Source organism: bacterium (assembly GCA_026129405.1).
GTDB lineage: Bacteria > Desulfobacterota > Binatia > DP-6 > DP-6 > JAHCID01.
The window spans coordinates 205,529-220,045 of the sequence record JAHCID010000008.1 but is presented as its reverse complement, the minus strand read 5'-3'; the positions used below and the strand labels follow the sequence as shown (position 1 = coordinate 220,045).

At 70.2% G+C, this 14,517-nt stretch carries 22 protein-coding genes and 1 tRNA gene; 19 read left to right on the top strand and 4 right to left on the bottom strand.

All coding sequences use genetic code 11. From position 1 onward, the window contains the following. Positions 1 to 71 precede the first annotated feature (71 nt). From KIT14_22660 to KIT14_22605, 12 genes are all read left to right on the top strand, one after another. Positions 72 to 353 carry a hypothetical protein gene (locus KIT14_22660; protein MCW5893326.1) on the top strand — a complete coding sequence of 94 codons (282 nt, stop codon included), beginning with the start codon at positions 72 to 74 and terminating at the stop codon, positions 351 to 353. Continuing rightward, positions 350 to 613, top strand: coding sequence for a hypothetical protein (locus KIT14_22655; GenBank protein ID MCW5893325.1), 264 nt, complete (start codon positions 350 to 352; stop codon positions 611 to 613). The genes KIT14_22660 and KIT14_22655 overlap by 4 nt, the downstream gene beginning before the upstream one ends. A 58-nt stretch (positions 614 to 671) precedes the next feature. Further along, on the top strand, positions 672 to 872 hold the full coding sequence (locus KIT14_22650) for a hypothetical protein (GenBank protein ID MCW5893324.1): 201 nt from the start codon (positions 672 to 674) through the stop codon (positions 870 to 872). 123 nt (positions 873 to 995) lie between these two features. Next, the gene (locus KIT14_22645; protein MCW5893323.1) at positions 996 to 2,012 is read left to right on the top strand and encodes a hypothetical protein; all 1,017 of its coding nucleotides are present in this window, start codon (positions 996 to 998) and stop codon (positions 2,010 to 2,012) included. Next, positions 2,012 to 2,230 (top strand): hypothetical protein, encoded by a 219-nt coding sequence (locus KIT14_22640; GenBank protein ID MCW5893322.1) that lies wholly within the window; start codon positions 2,012 to 2,014, stop codon positions 2,228 to 2,230. The genes KIT14_22645 and KIT14_22640 overlap by 1 nt, the downstream gene beginning before the upstream one ends. Continuing rightward, a complete protein-coding gene (locus KIT14_22635; GenBank protein MCW5893321.1) occupies positions 2,230 to 3,402 on the top strand; it encodes a hypothetical protein in 1,173 nt (390 codons plus the stop codon). The genes KIT14_22640 and KIT14_22635 overlap by 1 nt, the downstream gene beginning before the upstream one ends. Further along, complete coding sequence (locus KIT14_22630) at positions 3,399 to 3,680, top strand: hypothetical protein (GenBank protein MCW5893320.1); 282 nt, start codon at positions 3,399 to 3,401, stop codon at positions 3,678 to 3,680. Before KIT14_22635 ends, KIT14_22630 begins: the two co-directional genes overlap by 4 nt. Continuing rightward, positions 3,677 to 6,271: a hypothetical protein gene (locus tag KIT14_22625; protein MCW5893319.1), complete on the top strand. Its 2,595-nt coding sequence runs from the start codon at positions 3,677 to 3,679 to the stop codon at positions 6,269 to 6,271. The genes KIT14_22630 and KIT14_22625 overlap by 4 nt, the downstream gene beginning before the upstream one ends. Then, complete coding sequence (locus KIT14_22620) at positions 6,271 to 6,651, top strand: hypothetical protein (GenBank protein MCW5893318.1); 381 nt, start codon at positions 6,271 to 6,273, stop codon at positions 6,649 to 6,651. Before KIT14_22625 ends, KIT14_22620 begins: the two co-directional genes overlap by 1 nt. Before the next feature lie 98 nt (positions 6,652 to 6,749). Further along, positions 6,750 to 7,139 carry a hypothetical protein gene (locus KIT14_22615; GenBank protein ID MCW5893317.1) on the top strand — a complete coding sequence of 130 codons (390 nt, stop codon included), beginning with the start codon at positions 6,750 to 6,752 and terminating at the stop codon, positions 7,137 to 7,139. Further along, positions 7,136 to 7,465, top strand: coding sequence for a hypothetical protein (locus KIT14_22610; protein ID MCW5893316.1), 330 nt, complete (start codon positions 7,136 to 7,138; stop codon positions 7,463 to 7,465). The genes KIT14_22615 and KIT14_22610 overlap by 4 nt, the downstream gene beginning before the upstream one ends. Beyond that, entirely contained in the window at positions 7,462 to 7,878 is a 417-nt protein-coding gene (locus tag KIT14_22605; GenBank protein MCW5893315.1) for a hypothetical protein, read from the top strand. Before KIT14_22610 ends, KIT14_22605 begins: the two co-directional genes overlap by 4 nt. A gap of 8 nt (positions 7,879 to 7,886) precedes the next feature. Here KIT14_22605 and KIT14_22600 read toward each other — a convergent pair whose 3' ends face one another. Beyond that, complete coding sequence (locus tag KIT14_22600; GenBank protein MCW5893314.1) at positions 7,887 to 8,384, bottom strand: hypothetical protein; 498 nt, start codon at positions 8,382 to 8,384, stop codon at positions 7,887 to 7,889. Positions 8,385 to 8,504: 120 nt separating this feature from the next. On the opposite strand from KIT14_22600, the gene KIT14_22595 reads away from it, so the two are divergent. From KIT14_22595 to KIT14_22565, 7 genes are all read left to right on the top strand, one after another. After that, positions 8,505 to 8,577, top strand: a tRNA-Thr gene (locus KIT14_22595). A 105-nt stretch (positions 8,578 to 8,682) separates the two neighbouring features. Beyond that, positions 8,683 to 9,096, top strand: a complete 414-nt coding sequence (locus KIT14_22590) for a hypothetical protein (protein MCW5893313.1) — start codon at positions 8,683 to 8,685, stop codon at positions 9,094 to 9,096. Positions 9,097 to 9,305: 209 nt separating this feature from the next. Continuing rightward, the gene (locus KIT14_22585; protein ID MCW5893312.1) at positions 9,306 to 9,662 is read left to right on the top strand and encodes a hypothetical protein; all 357 of its coding nucleotides are present in this window, start codon (positions 9,306 to 9,308) and stop codon (positions 9,660 to 9,662) included. 49 nt (positions 9,663 to 9,711) lie between these two features. Next, positions 9,712 to 10,047 carry a type II toxin-antitoxin system RelE/ParE family toxin gene (locus KIT14_22580; GenBank protein ID MCW5893311.1) on the top strand — a complete coding sequence of 112 codons (336 nt, stop codon included), beginning with the start codon at positions 9,712 to 9,714 and terminating at the stop codon, positions 10,045 to 10,047. A gap of 90 nt (positions 10,048 to 10,137) precedes the next feature. Beyond that, positions 10,138 to 10,449, top strand: coding sequence for a helix-turn-helix transcriptional regulator (locus tag KIT14_22575; GenBank protein MCW5893310.1), 312 nt, complete (start codon positions 10,138 to 10,140; stop codon positions 10,447 to 10,449). A 186-nt stretch (positions 10,450 to 10,635) separates the two neighbouring features. Next, positions 10,636 to 10,914, top strand: a complete 279-nt coding sequence (locus KIT14_22570; protein MCW5893309.1) for a hypothetical protein — start codon at positions 10,636 to 10,638, stop codon at positions 10,912 to 10,914. A gap of 347 nt (positions 10,915 to 11,261) precedes the next feature. Beyond that, a complete protein-coding gene (locus KIT14_22565; protein ID MCW5893308.1) occupies positions 11,262 to 13,352 on the top strand; it encodes a hypothetical protein in 2,091 nt (696 codons plus the stop codon). Here the strand turns inward: KIT14_22565 and KIT14_22560 are convergent. From KIT14_22560 to KIT14_22550, 3 genes are read right to left on the bottom strand one after another with little or no spacing between them, the layout of a single operon-like run. Further along, the gene (locus KIT14_22560; protein MCW5893307.1) at positions 13,349 to 13,729 is read right to left on the bottom strand and encodes a hypothetical protein; all 381 of its coding nucleotides are present in this window, start codon (positions 13,727 to 13,729) and stop codon (positions 13,349 to 13,351) included. The genes KIT14_22565 and KIT14_22560 overlap by 4 nt on opposite strands. After that, positions 13,729 to 14,079: a hypothetical protein gene (locus KIT14_22555; protein MCW5893306.1), complete on the bottom strand. Its 351-nt coding sequence runs from the start codon at positions 14,077 to 14,079 to the stop codon at positions 13,729 to 13,731. Before KIT14_22555 ends, KIT14_22560 begins: the two co-directional genes overlap by 1 nt. Next, positions 14,076 to 14,363 (bottom strand): hypothetical protein, encoded by a 288-nt coding sequence (locus tag KIT14_22550; GenBank protein MCW5893305.1) that lies wholly within the window; start codon positions 14,361 to 14,363, stop codon positions 14,076 to 14,078. The genes KIT14_22555 and KIT14_22550 overlap by 4 nt, the downstream gene beginning before the upstream one ends. Positions 14,364 to 14,517: the final 154 nt, after the last annotated feature.

The following is a 14,517-nucleotide window of genomic DNA, read 5'->3' as shown; positions in this document are numbered from 1 at the left end:
CAGCGCCATGCGAAGGTGGCTACCATGCTCGCCACCCAGCCCGCCACCCCGCCCGTCAAGGAGTTCGCCTGATGGACACCCTCCTCGCCGCCGCCGTGGCGCTCGCCCTCGCGCAGCAGCCGCGGCCCCTCGCCGCGATCGTGGAACAGCCCACGGTCGGCCTGATCGTCACGACCCGACGCGAGACTCGGATCCGGGGCCTGCACATGGCCTTGGCGACGAGCCCCGCCGGCGAGATCGTCGGCGCCCTGGTCGACCGGAAGGGTCGGACGCGCTGCACGTTCGTCGGGTTCGACGACGGCGTGTGCGTCTACATCGACGGCTGCGGCCGCTCGGGACGGAGCTGCCGGTGATCCCGGGCGGGGGATGGTGGGCGGGCCTCGTGGCGCGGGACGGCGCTGCCGTCGTCGGCGTCGCAGTGCCGGTCGTCGCGTGGGTGCCGGGATCGACGCCGGGGACGCAGGACCAGCTCCGGGCGTTCGTCGCACGCGCCGGTACCGGGACTGCCGTTCCGCTCGACTCGATCCTCAAGGAGAGCAGCGCCGGACTCGTCGGCGTCTTCCCCGAGGGTGCGCTGCCGACGTGGGCGCAGATCGAGCAGGTGCGCCGATGAGCGACCTCGAGCTCACCGAGGCGCGCACGACCCTGCGGGACGGGACCCGGGGGGCCGCATGAACCCGCTCGGCCTCCTCGACGCCGTCCAGTACCGGGCCGCGCTGCCGCCGCCGGCGGTGCCCCTGCTCACCACCGCACCCGAGGACCACTCCTGCGTCTGCTGCCAGCGGGACTTCCCCTGCGCCGACCTCGAGTGCCTCGGGCTGACGTTCACCATCTGCCCGCCGTGCCGCAAAGCCCGTGGCCTCGCGGCCTGAAGGAGAATCGCCATGAGTCAGCCCCGGCGCCAGGACCCCGCTACGACGACGACCGAGGCCCGAGTCCCGCACCGACGTCGCCCTCGAGACCATGCCGCGGCCGGTGGTCGCGCGGAGGAAGCCGTGACGGCCGAAGGCGGGCGGCCCGCCGTGCCGGAGATGGTGCAGCCCCAGCTGCCGTCCGTCGATGACATACTCGACGCCGCGACGACGGCGCCGCTCGACCTCGACGGCGTGAGCGTTCGCCTGGAGCAGCTGAAGGAGTTCGTACGGAGGCACCTGCGGTACGGGCTCGGGAAGGACTACGGCCCCCCGTTTCCCGGCTCGAAGGCCATCCAGCTCTACACGGACGGCGCCGACAAGCTGTGCAACTTCTTCCGGGTCTACCCCCGACCGCGCAACATCACGCGCGTCGAGCAGTGGGGCCTCAACGGCGAGAAGGCGTTCCTGCACTTCGAGGACGAGATCGATCTCGTGTCGCTCGCCACCGGGCGCGTGGTCTCCATCGGAATCGGCAGCTGCAACAGCCTCGAAGAGCAGTTCCGCTACCGCAAGGACGAGCGCACCTGCCCCGAGTGCAACGAGCCCGCGATCATACGGAGCAAGTACCCCGACCGCGTGACCGGCGAGAAGGGCTGGTACTGCAACAGGAACAAGGGCGGCTGCGGCGCGCAGTTCGAGGCGACGGACAAGAGTGTCGCGGACCAGGACTGCGGGCGCGTCGAGAACCCGAACATCCCCGAGGAGCACCACAACATCCGGCGCAAATCGGTGAAGCGGGGGAAGGTCCACGCGGTCGTGCAGATGTCGAGCGCGCTCGGGCTCCTCATGGAGGTCGGCGAGGAGACACCGAGGCGCGCGGGCACCGATGGCACGAAGGGCGACGCCCCGCGCGGCGCGGAGGAGCAGCCCACCGGCGCCACGAAGACGTCGTCGCCGCTCGCCGACATCATCAACGCCGACCAGCGCAAGCAGTTCACCCAGGCGTTCACGGCGGCCGGGCACACCGCGACGCAGGTCCGCGCGTGGCTGCTCGAGGCCCATCAGGTCGACATGAGCCGCGGCATCCCGAAGGCGCTCTTCGACACGGTGCTGAAGCGCGCGCGCGACGCGGCACCGCTCAGCGGGGAGCCGTTCTGATGACCGGGCAGCTCCAGGTCCACGGCGTAATCGCCGTGCGCGCCGAAGCGCTCATCACGTCGCACACCACCTTCGGGCCGTACGTGCGCCGCCGTCTCGTCATCGAGACGGCGGACGGCAGCGAGATGACGATCGTGCTCTTCGCGGAGAAGCCGACCAACCCGCTGGCCATCGAAGAGGTCCCCGCGACCGAGTCGCACGACGAGGGGGCGCGCTGATGCCGGTCCGCATCGGCAAGACGGGGGACATCCACCTCACCGAAGGGCCGCGCTTCGAGGACACGAAGCGTTGCGCCTACTGGGTCGCCGACGACGGCCGCGCCCAGGGCGTGCAGCTGTGGTCCGTCGACGGCGACCTCGCGGGCACCACCGTGCCGCACCGGCAGACGACACTCGAGCGCAACGCGCTCGACGACTGGTTCCTCTACCTCGCCGAGACGGCGCCCGTCGTCGTGCTCTACGGGAACCACGACGCGGCCGGCGATCTCGATCGCATCGGGAAGCTGAAGGGGAAGCACCCGATCCACCTCTTCGACCGCCCAGGCAGCGTCGAGCTTGCCGGCGTCCGGGTGCTCGCCTTCCCCTACCCCCACAAGATGGACTGGCTCGCGCTCGCGGGCGCCGCGGGCACGATCGACGAGCAGCTCGCCGCGATCCAGCATGCCATCCGTACGCTCTTCGAGGGCTGGAAGGCGGAGGTCGAGATCGCGCACCGCCGCGGCATGCCGGTCGTGTTCTCCGGACACGCCGCGATCGAGGGCTCGGTGCTCGCTGGCGGCGAGGTCCTGGCACCCGGGGGCGAGATCGAGCTGCCCGTCGCGGTGCTGCAGGCCCTCGGCTGCGACTTCGCATCGACGAACCACATCCACATGGGGCAGGAGTACGCCCCCGGCATCTGGAGCGCCGGCTCGCCGAACCGGTCGAAGTTCGATGAGACCGACGAGAAGGGCTACCTGATCGTCGATGTCGAGGCGGGTATGCCGCCGCTCGTCCATCGCCGCCTCACGCCCGCGCGTCGCTTCGTCACCGTCGACGCGAAGTGGGCGCAGACGCCCGACGGCACCTGGGGTTGGGAGCGCGACGACGTCGATGCCGCCGCGCTCGACGGCGCCGAGGTCCGCGTGCGCGTCGCCATCCCCGAAGAGGCGTGGTCGACCTGCCCCGTCGCGGACCTGGAGGCCGAGTTCGGGGCGCTCGCCGTCGACGTCCAGGTCGATCGCAGCATCGTGCCGACGGTGCGGACGCGCTCCGAAGAGATCCGCACGGCGCGCACCACCGCCGACAAGGTGAACGCCTGGTGGGACAGCCTCGGCGAGACCGGCCCGGCGCCCGAGCAGCGCGAGCGTGCGCTGCGGTGGCTCCCGCGGATCGAGGCGAAGGCCGCGGCATGATGGTCCTCCCGCCCTTCATCCCGCCGCCCTGGCGCCTCACGCGCTCCGGGATCGCCGTCCAGGCCGGCAAGGTGCTCATCACCCAGGACATGGCCGCGCCGCGCGCGGTGCTGGCCGCGAACGCCCACCTGATTCTCGCCGCGCCCTTCATGTTCGGCGCGATCCTCGGCGCCGAAGAGATCATGGCCGCCGACGGGTGGCGTCCCGAGGACGGGCTCGGCGGGGAAGCCGTGATCGCCGTGCAGCAGGCGCTGGCGATCGCACGAGGTGACCGATGATCCTGCACTCGATCCGCTTCCGGGGCATCGCCGCGCCGTGGCGCCAGCTGGAAGCGAGCCTCGACTTCGACCGGCTCGGCGACGGGCTTCACTGCCTCGTCGGTCGCAACGGGAAGGGCAAGACGACCTTCCTCGAGCTGACCGGCCCGGCGTCGACCTTCCTCAAGTTCCCGTCCTACGACGAGGCGTTCATCGACCACATCGCGCCGGGCGTACGGGATGCGTTCTCCGAGCTCGTCTTCGAGGTCGACGGCGTCGTGTATCGGACGCGCGTCCAGGCCGACCCGCAGTTCGACGGCGGCAAGGGGAAGACCGAGGCGTATCTCTGGAGGCTCGACGACGAGACGTGGACGCCGATCGCCGGGCCGCTCGTGAACGACTTCCGCGCTGCCATCAAGGCGATCCTGCCCGACGAGCGCGTCTTCATGGCCAGCGTCTTCGCGTGCCAGGGCGGCGACGGCAGCCTGCTGCGGAAGAAAAAGGCCGACGCCAAGGACACGTTCATGGCGATGCTCGGCACCAGCACGCAGCCGCTGGCCGTGCTCACGGGCAAGACGTCGGACGCGATGCTCCCCGAGCTGGAGCGCGTCCGGACGAAGAAGGCCGACGCGGAACGCCGGCGGGACCGCGCGACGGCGCTCCTCGGCGAGGTCTCCACGATCGAGACGACGCTCGTCGCGCGCGACGCGGCGCTCGGCGAGGCGCGCCGGGAGCACGAGGGCGCCGTCGCGGCCCTGGGCCTCGCGCGCGACACGCTCGCGCGCGTCGATGCGAAGGCCCGGGCGCGGGTCGACGAGCGCCAGCGCTTCGCGCGCACGCGCGACGAAGCGACCGCGCGGGCCACCGCGCTGGACGGCCGCCTCACGACGCTCCGGGCCACGCTGGCCGAAGAGGAGGCGATTCTCTCGGCCGCAGCCGCGCTGCCCGACGTCGAGACGCGCCTCGCGGCGGAGCGCGCGGTCGACGACGTCGCCCCGGTCGCCGAAGAGATCGCGCGCCTCGACGCGCGCCGCACGCAGCTGCTCACCGATCACCAGCGGGTGAAGGGCGAGCTGGAGAAGGCGCGCGCGGCCGCGGCCGCTGCGGCAGGCGTCGACGCGGCGGAGCGGGATCTGGCCGCCAAGCAGGCGGAACTGGCCCGCCTGAAGACCGCGATCGACGAGCACGATGCGCGCACGGCGACGCTGGAAGCGGCCGCCGACGCCGAGCTCGACACGAAGACGAAGCGCCTCCGGCTGGCCGAGCGCCGCGCCGACTTCGCCCCGCGCCGGACGCTGCTCGATCGCATCCCCGGGGTGCCGGAGTGCGCCGCGTGCCCCCTCACCGCTGAGGCGCGCGCCGCCAGCGACACGCTGCAGGCGATCGAGGCCGAGCTCGCGACGCTGCCGCCGGCCGTCGACGGCACGCCGGCCGGAGACGCGCTGCGCGCGCACCGCACGACGCTCTCCGACCTCACGGGGCAGCGCTCGCGGCTGCAAGAGGCGATCGCCACGGCGAGCGCCGATCTCGCGCGACGCCAGGCGCAGCGCGACACCGCGGCGACGGTGGAGCCCCTCACTGCAGCGTTGGCGACGATCGTCGCCGACGGCGCGGCCGTGCGGGACAGCCTGACCGCGCAGCGCGCGAAGCGCGTCGCGCTCGAGGAGCAGGCCCGCACCGCGCGCGAGGCCCTGGAGGCCACGCAGGCGGAGCTCGCCCGCGTGGCCGCACGGCTCCCCGAGGCGACGAGCGCCCGCGCGGTGCTCGCCGAGACCGAGGCGGCGGCCACGGCGGCGCGCATCGACGCGGAGCGCGCGGCAACGGAGCTGGCCGAGCATCCCGTGATCGCCACGACCGCGGAGCAGGCCGCCGCCACCACGGCAGAGCAGCGCGAGCGGGAGGAGGCGGCGGCGCTGCGCCACGCGGAGACCGCGCGGCAGGAGACGACGCAGCAGCTGGCGCGCCTCAGCGGCGAGCGCGAGGGGCTCGGGGACATCGCCGGCGACCTCGCGGCGGCCGTCGAGCGCGAGGCCGCGCTGACGACGGACATCGCCGACCTGACGCTCCTCGAGCGCGCCCTCGGCCGCGACGGCGTGCAGGCCCTGGAGATCGCGAACGCCGGCCCCGCGGTACAGGCGCACGCGAACAATCTGCTGATGGTGGCCGGCTGGGGCCGGTTCCAGCTGTCCATCGAGACGACGGTCCCGACGAAGGACCGGAAGAAGATGAAGGAGGTCTTCGAGATTCGGATTCTCGACGCGGAGGCCGATCGCGCGGGCGGGCGCGGCTCGGGCGGCGAGATGGTCCTGATCGAGGAGGCCCTGCGGCTCGGGATCGCCATCTACAACGCCGAGCGGAGCGGCTACGCGATGCGCACGCTCTGGCGGGACGAGACCGCCGGCGCGCTCTCGCCCGAGAACGCCGACGCCTACATCGCGATGCTCCGGCACGCGATGCGGCTCGGGCAGTTCACCAGGTGCCTCTTCATCGCCCACCAGCCGGAGGTGTGGCGCCAGGCCGACAGTCGCATCTTCATCGAGGGCGGCCAGCTGTCGCTCGAGGACGGCACGGCCCCCGTGGCGCTGCCGGCCTCGCAGGAGGTCGCAGCCTGATGCGGGGCCGGCTCGCACTCTGGCTGGCCCTGCATGTGGGGCACGGCGCGTTCACGGTCACGCCCAGCGGCGCGACCTGCTTCGGCTGTGGGGCTCGCGCGACCGAGGCGGACCGCGATCGCAGCGGCGGCACCGTCGCGACGTCGGATTCCGCGGGGGGCGCGACCCTCGGCCTCGACGTGCCAGACGCCGCCGCGGACATCACCGCGGACGTGATCGCGGCCCAGGTCGTCTGCCGCGTCCACGGGGCCTTCCCCTGGTGGCAGGCGTACCGCAGTCAGCGCGGGAGCCGTCCACGCGAGCAATGCCACCTCTGCGTGCGCAGCAGCCGCAACGCCCGCTATGCCCGCGCCACCGGGCGCGACGCGAGTGCCGCGTGACCGCTCCTCGCACCGACCGCCGGTCCCTTCGCGCGGCGACGCCGCCAGACGCCACCACCTGGACGACGGAGCAGCGTCAGCGGTTCTGGGCCAAGGTCGTGATTCGGAATCGCACCGCCTGCTGGTGCTGGACCGGCGCGCGCGTCAACGGCGGCTACGGCCACGTCCAGGTGGGCGGGCGCAAAGGCCGCAAGCGCATGGCCGCCCACATCGCCTACGAGCTCGAGCGCGGACCGTGGCCGACGGGCATGCGCGCGGTGCTCCTCTGCCGGAATCACGCCTGCGCGAACCCGTGGCACGTCAACCCCTCGACGCACGCCGAGATGGTGCGGACGGGTCGGCGCCGCGTCTGCCGGCGCGGGCACAACCAGACGCCGAAGAACATCTACCAGAACGGGCGCGGGCATCGCCGCTGCCGTCTGTGCGAGCGCGAGCTCGCGCGCGAGCGGCGTCGCCTGGCCCGACGCCACACGCAGGAGGCCGCATGAACGGCTTGATCGAACCGTACGCGAAACTGAGCCCCCGACGCGTCCTGCGCATCGTGATCGACGAATGGCGTCGCGCGTGGGCCCCGCAGCTCTCCACCGACGCCACCGAGCGACTGCTCGATGCGGTCGCCGACGTCGTCGGCAACGACGACACGCTCGGCGACACGCCCCAGTCCTTGAAGCAGGCCATCGAAGCGGCGCGGGGCGAGATCGACGAGGCGCGCTCCGAGATCGAAGACGCCCGGTCGACGATCAGCGATGCGCAGGACACCCTTCATAGCGCCGAGCGCAAGCTGGGCGAGCTGTCGAAGCAGGTGCGAGCGTGAACCCGCTCGCCCCGCTGCCGGCACCCCCGCCCGCGATGCCGAGTGTCGCCGACGGCGACGCGTGGGCCGTCGCGTGGCTGCGGGACGTACTCCGCCGCGACCTCACCCCGCTCGAGACGCAGATCGCCAAATGGGCGCACGCGACCCACGCCGGCGTCTACCACGTCGACGGCGGCGGCCATGCGTGGCGGCGCTGGCTCGGCGACGGCAACGACTACACCCAGCGGATCACGGTGCTCGGGGCGCCGGGCAGTCCCGGCGCCGGTGGCGCGTGGGGCAACCTCGCGCGCTGGCTCGCCGAGGCGGAGCGCGTCGAGCTGAAGTTCTCCCTGGAGCACGCCGGCCCGTACCGGACCGGCGTGCGCTTCTGGCACCGAGACCGCCGCTCATCCCGGTGCATGGAGGTCGCGTGAGCGGAGTATCACCCAACGGTGCCCGGGTTGATGATACCCGGACCGCCCGCGATGCATCCCCACAACGGCCCGACGGTCACGCTGGAGAAGTTCGGACCGGCTGCCCCGGTGTTCTGCCATATCAGCAGACACCGGTTGGACGGGTAGCCAGCGTTCACCGACACCTGAAGCTGCTGCGCCATGGCCAGGGGATTCTGCACGGCCAGATTGAAGAAGCTCGTCGCGTTGGTGGCGAACTGGCCATCGGCACGCAGGAACACCACCGTCTGGTTCAGCCACGCGTGAAGGCAGGCACCCGCCGCCAACGCGTTGCCCGGGTTCTGCGTCGCGCAGTCATTCCAGACGTAGGCCAGCTGGTTCGTGATGGTCGCGTCCAGCGTCAGAACCGTGCTGCCACTGGTTACCTGAAAGAAATACCCGCTTGCTGGTATCCGGCAGCCGACCCCTACGAGAACCAGCCCGGCAAGCAGCGTCGCAAGCCCGATCGCACGGCACGTCCTTCTCATGGCTGTCCTTCCTTTCTTCAGGCTTTCTGACTCCTGGACAGCCTTAGACCGGTCGGCAACATGGGGTCAAGTCATTTTCGCATTCGCGGCCACAGCTCCATAGTAGGGTGGATGCACCACGCCAGCGTAGCTCAGTCGGGAGAGCGCCCGCCTTGTAAGCGCGAGGCCCCGGTTCGATCCCGGGCGCTTGGCTCTCAGGGGGCGTGCTGGCGGCGCCGTGACGGTCGGTTCTGGCGTGTGCCGAAGTTCCCCGACGACGCGACCGCCCCCACGGCGCAGACCCCGGAGGGCTGAAGGGATGGCGACGAGAGAGGAGTGCATCGCGTTCCTGCGCGAGCAGCTCGCCTGCGCCGAGCAGCGCGCGCGTACCCGCGAGGACATGGCGCGGCCGGTTCGGCTGTCTCCGGGCGAGTGGGAAGAGGCAATGAACCTGCACCCGTCGACGCGCGGCACGCCGATGCCGACGATCGCGGAGCAGGAGGCCGAGGAGGCGCTTCAGGCGCGCATCGCCGCGCGGTATCGCCGCGAGGCGGAGCTGTATCGCGCCGCGATCGACCGCCTCACTCAGCGGAGAGTCGAGCCGCCCGGCGCGACCTGCCGGGTTTGCCTCGACGGAACCGTCGTCACCGACACGTGCGACGACTGCGGCGAGCGCCACTGCCCGTCCTGCATGACCTGCGCGACCCCTGACGCGCCGGAGGCGGGCCGATGAGGCGGTTCGTGCCGCAGTGGTACCGCTGCGACGGCTGCCAGCATCGCTGGGTCCTCAGCACGGACGAAGTCTTCAAGCTCATGCGAATGGAGGAGACCGATGGATGACATCACCACCACCGACCGCTGGCGCACCACGATGCGCGCCATCGGCACCTGGACGCGGGTAGTGTCCTAATTTGGATCCGCGGCGTCCCGAAGAGCGTCGAGGTGCTCGCCCGCTGGATGGGGCTCCACCCGAACGGCGGACGTTTCCGAGGGGACCTCCGCGCCGTCACCGCGGCCGGCTACCTCGACGGCGTCGAGCTGACGGACGCTGGACGCCGGCAGGCTCGCACGCCGCCCACCGGACGTGACGCCGCGCTCAGCGTGCTCGACGAGGACGGACAGCGCACGATCATCGAGGCGGTCGAACAGCAGCCGGCGCGATCCGTCGAAGACCTCGCCGCCGCGCTCGGGGTGCACCCGAACGGCGGGCGCTTCCGCGGAAACCTGCGACGGGTCCGCCTGCTCGGGCTGGTCACGTCGACGGGACCGATCGCACCGACGGACGCGCTGTTCCGGTGATCGCGATGATGCACTTGACAGCATATGCGCTCGGATGTATTCTCTCCCCATGGTTGAGGTGGTCGTCACGCGGGAGTTCGAGGGCTGGTACGCCAGCCTCGACGAGACGACGAGCGACGCGGTCCATCGCGTCGTCGATCTGCTCGAAGCCCGCGGGACGAGCCTCGGCTTCCCCTACTCCTCGCAGCTGAAGGGCGCGCAGTACGGGATGCGCGAGCTGCGGGTGCAGGCCGCCGGGCGGCCGATCCGCATCGCCTACGCCTTCGACCCGAAGCGGCAGGCGGTCGTGCTGCTCGGCGCCGACAAGACCGGCGACGACCGCTTCTACCCCCAGTTCATCCGGGACGCCGAACGTCTCATGGAGGAATACCTGAAGACGATGTGACCCCGTGGCCAGGACGGGCCTTATTGAGAACGAGACCGAGACGCTGACACGCCCCGGTCTCGTGTTTGCTGACTGATTGGAGGCTGCTGTATGGCTACCTATAAGCGGTGGCGCGACATCCGCGGGAAGGGCAAGAGCCCCGAGCGGATGGCGCAGATTGCTCGCGACGTGGAGAAGGAGCTGGTGGAGATGGACCTCCGCGAGCTCCGCGAGGTCCTCGGCAAGACCCAGGCTGAGATGGCCGAGGCCCTCAAGATGTCGCAGTCCGAAGTGTCGCGACTCGAGCGACGAGAGGACACCCTGATGTCGACGCTACGCCGGGTCGTCGAGGCCCTCGGCGGGGAGCTGCAGGTCGTGGCGACGTTCGGCGATCGTGCCGTGCGGCTGCGAGCAGCGGGATGATCGCGACGGGGCCCGCGTCACGATAAGCCTGCTCCTCCTCTTCAACCGGCCACTGGTGCAGTCGGCGGACCAGCTTCCGGCGATTGATCGAGGGCGTCGTCCTCGCCCTGGCGCTCGTCGCCGGCGTCGCGTTCCTGTGGATCCGGCGCGACCTGCGCGTGACCGACTACCGGAGGTGACGCAGCGATGGAGTACCGCATCACCATGATGCTGGACGGCGTCGGTACGGCCGACGCCGAGGGCCTGCTCGCTGACCTGCAGCGGATCGCGCCGGAGAACGGCCCGGTGCTCTCCACGTTCACGGATCGACCCCACACGACCGACGTGACGGTGGCGCTCGACGCTGGCGACGCGGCCGTCGCCGTCGTGGAGGCCGCCCAGCTGCTCGCGCGCGCCTGGGGCAACCGGGCCGCCACCATCGTCGGGATCGAGGCTGAGCGCGTCGACGAGGCGTGGGAGGGATGAGCGTCTAGGACTGGCTCGCGCTGCTGGTCGTCTTCGGCGTCGCGTACTCGGCAAGTCGCCGCGTCGACGCACTCGAGCAACGGCTACAGCGGCTCGAAGAGCGCGGGCGCTGAAGAAGGCCTCGACCACGGCGCGGGAAAGCGTCAGTCGGGGGGCCCGAAGGGCCGGGGTACCTGCTGGAGAGGCATCGGCTCGACTTTGGGCAACTAGTTACGCGCGAGGGCTGCCGCACTCGAGGTAAACGGAAGAGCGCTCACGCTGCGACCGAGGTTCAAGAGAGCACCCGCCCGCCTTGACGGCGGCCGCGCATGTGCGTCAAGTAGACGATCGACGAGGCGCCGGGGACCATGACCGAAATCACGTTCCATCAACTCGCGTCCGCCATCGCGGGGCAACCAGAATTTCGTCCGCCGGCGGCTACTGGAGCTTCGACCCGCCAGCTGGTGATCGCTCAGGAGCCCAAACCGTACATCCCCCCTACTCTCTATCTGGAGGGTTCGGAGGGCGACCTGAACGCAGAGGTTCTATTTATTCAGGCTCCTGCGGCCGTCGGCAAGACAGCTCTAGCGAGGTACCTGTCCGCCACCCTTTCGCTCCCCCTGCTCAATCTGGCCAAGGTGCCGGTCTCCACGGGCTCCCTCCAGGCGCTGGTGGCGAATCTCAGTGGTGCCGGGTCTCCGATCGACGCATTCCACGAAGGCCGCCTCCCGGTGATTGTCGATGCGCTGGACGAGGGACGCCTGCTCTCAGGGGAAACCGGATTCGAGAGCTTCCTATCCACTGCAGGGGAATTTCTCCTCAGCGATCGGCGCGTCGTCAACCGCCCAAAGCTGATCTTCCTCGGGCGCTCGGAGTCTACAGATATCGCGCAGATCGGCCTCCTGCTGGAGGGTCACCTCTCGAGCTGCCTAGTCGATGTCGCGTTTTTCAAGGAAGCTGCCGCACGCGAGTTGATCGACCGGTACGCCCGGGCAGCCGCGACAGCCTCCGCGCCGTATCACGTTCATCCCGCGCCCGTGGCTGACGTCATCACGGCGTACTTCAGCGCGATCGAGGCTGCGCTAGGTCTGCGGCCGGGCGATTTGTGGAGCGTCGAGCGTGGACAGGCCTTCGCGGGCTATGCGCCGGTCCTCGCCGCCGTCGGGTCACTCATGGCGGCGATGGAGAACTTCAGCCAGGTAGCGACCCGACTTCGAGAGTCAGGTACGCAGGAGGCGTGGGGGGTCATCGAAAAAGTCCTAGACGAGATACTCGATCGTGAGCGGAAGAAGCTGACCGACCAACTGGCGCCGCAGGTGTCGGTCGCGCTTCCGGCCGAAGCCTACGACGATTTGGAGCAGCTGAGTTTCCTCACCCAGTACGTCCATGGCCAGCGACCTCGCCCCACTGGAAGAGTCACGCTGCCGTCCGCAGATTCCCTGAAGTACGACATGATGGTGAAGCAGTACATTCAGGAGCATCCATTCGTTCATCACGGAGAATTTAGAGATCCGGTTCTTGGAGCGGTGGTGTTGGCGTTCGCTGTCTCAGGCGACCTCATCCCCAGTGGCGAGCGCCGCAAGCTCGTCGAAGCGTCCCGCCAGCCGTTCCTGTGGAGATCGTTACATCGTCCATTGGCCACCGGGACTCAGCTGATCGACGGGAGCTACCTCGGCGCAATCCTGTCGTCTTTTTGGAGCGATCCTCTCACTAAGAAGCAGACGGTCACGATCCGGTCGCCCGACGAGGGCGCCGTCGAGGTCACGATACCCTCTTACTCCAACAGCGAGATCGTGTTCGCGGCAACGGCGCCAATCACGCTTGAGAACCAGGTCCGTGACTGTGACGTCGACATCCTGGGTGCGGTGCGATTGCAGGGGCACGCCCCGCAAGGTTCCGGGCCCACGTTCCACGTTCTCGGAAACACAACGATCCTTTGCGAGCACTTAGAGATCGCTGCCGACACGCTGACCCTCCACGGCAACGTTTGGTTCGAACCCGGCTCCGTGACCGCGACCGATCGACTCGAGGTCCGCCTGAAGAACGGCACCCGAGTTGGCTGGGGTGCGGCACTCGCGAAGCAGTATCCTTGGAATCAAATTCCGACCGCCCTGTCCCCGCCCTATGGCGTCCCAGACGGCGACCCGCTGTTTGCGCTCCTGAAGGAATGCCGGCAGAGGCTGCGCGGCGGCTTCACACTGATGAGTGACTACAGCACCTCTGAAGACGATCCACACACCCGATGGGCGGACCGCGCGTACCCGTCCGAGTTCCCGAAGTTGATGCGCGCTCTCGTGGACAATGGATTGGCCGCAGCTGACATGATGTCGGCATCGGGCGCATCTTCAAAAGTACACGTGCACCTCGCCATCGGATGGCAAGAGCTTGAGGCGCGCCTGCGCAACCCAACGGCCGAGGATCAAGCGCTCGCGAAAAGACTTCGCGAGGCTATCAGTTAGGCCTTCGAGTGCGCCCGCGGGACGTCGCGGGCGCGTCTAGCGATCTCCATCTTCGCCGCCCAGCCCCGCGCCCGCCACCCCACGTCGATCGCGACGCCGATCGTCTGATCGACCGCCGCGACGATCGTTGGACGGTGCTCCTCGAGGAACCCGACCACCGTTGCCGCGCCGTGCGCCGCCTGCAGGGCGGTCGTGATCGCGGTGTCGAGCGCCTTCCGCAGCTCGCCGACGACCTGGTCGTCGAGCTGACCCTTCGTCGCGCCGGCGAAGACGTCGAGCGCATCGAAGGGCGAGCCGCCGTGCTCCAGCGTGTCGAACGCCGCGACCCAGGCCGTGCGGTACTCGAGGGCGGTGCCGATGGCAGAGAAGAAGCGCATCAGCACACCTCGACGATGCCGCCGCGCACGAAGAAGTGCGCGCGGCACCCGCTCGTGAGCAAGACCGAGTCCGAGCCGACGCCGGCGAGCGTCAGGTCGGCGAAGGACGAGCCGCGCAAATGCCAGCGGCGGCCGGGGCCGGGTTGCATGGCTGCCGGAACCTGGGGCGTCCAGCAAAGAATCCCGTGCGTGCCGACCGGGCCGCTGTTCGTCGCGAAGCACACCGGGCAGAGGAAGAAGACGCCCTGTGCGCTGGCGGGGCCGGTCTCCGGTGGCAGCTCCCGCCACGACCGCTCGCCGACGTCGACCTCGCCGAGCCACCGCGGTTCGAGATCTTCGAAGCGCATCACCCGCCACTCGGCTTCGCGAGCCCGATCAGCCCGCCGGCCAGCAGCAGCGCCATCCCGTCGAGCGACGACGTCGCCTTGTTGATGAGGTTCCAGTCCTGCGGCGGCCACCACAGGCACCCGAGCGCCACGCCGACCTGGGACATGATGCAGATGCCGAGGCCGATCGCGATCAGGACCGCGAGCAGCTGCTTGTAGTGCCCGTTCCCATTCGGCGCCGGCGCCGCCTCCGCCAGGATCGCCCGCATGCGCTCCTCGGTGAGCGCGGGGGCTTCGCCCTCGGCCATCGCCTGCTCCTTCCGGGCCTGCTCCTGGGCCCGCGTGTAGAGCCCCGTCCGGGGCCGTCGTCGTTGTTCGATCATCGAAGGTTACCGGGCGGGCCGGCGCCCCACACGCGCGGAGCGCTCCAGCGCACCGCTGGAGCCACGATCCGAGCGGGAC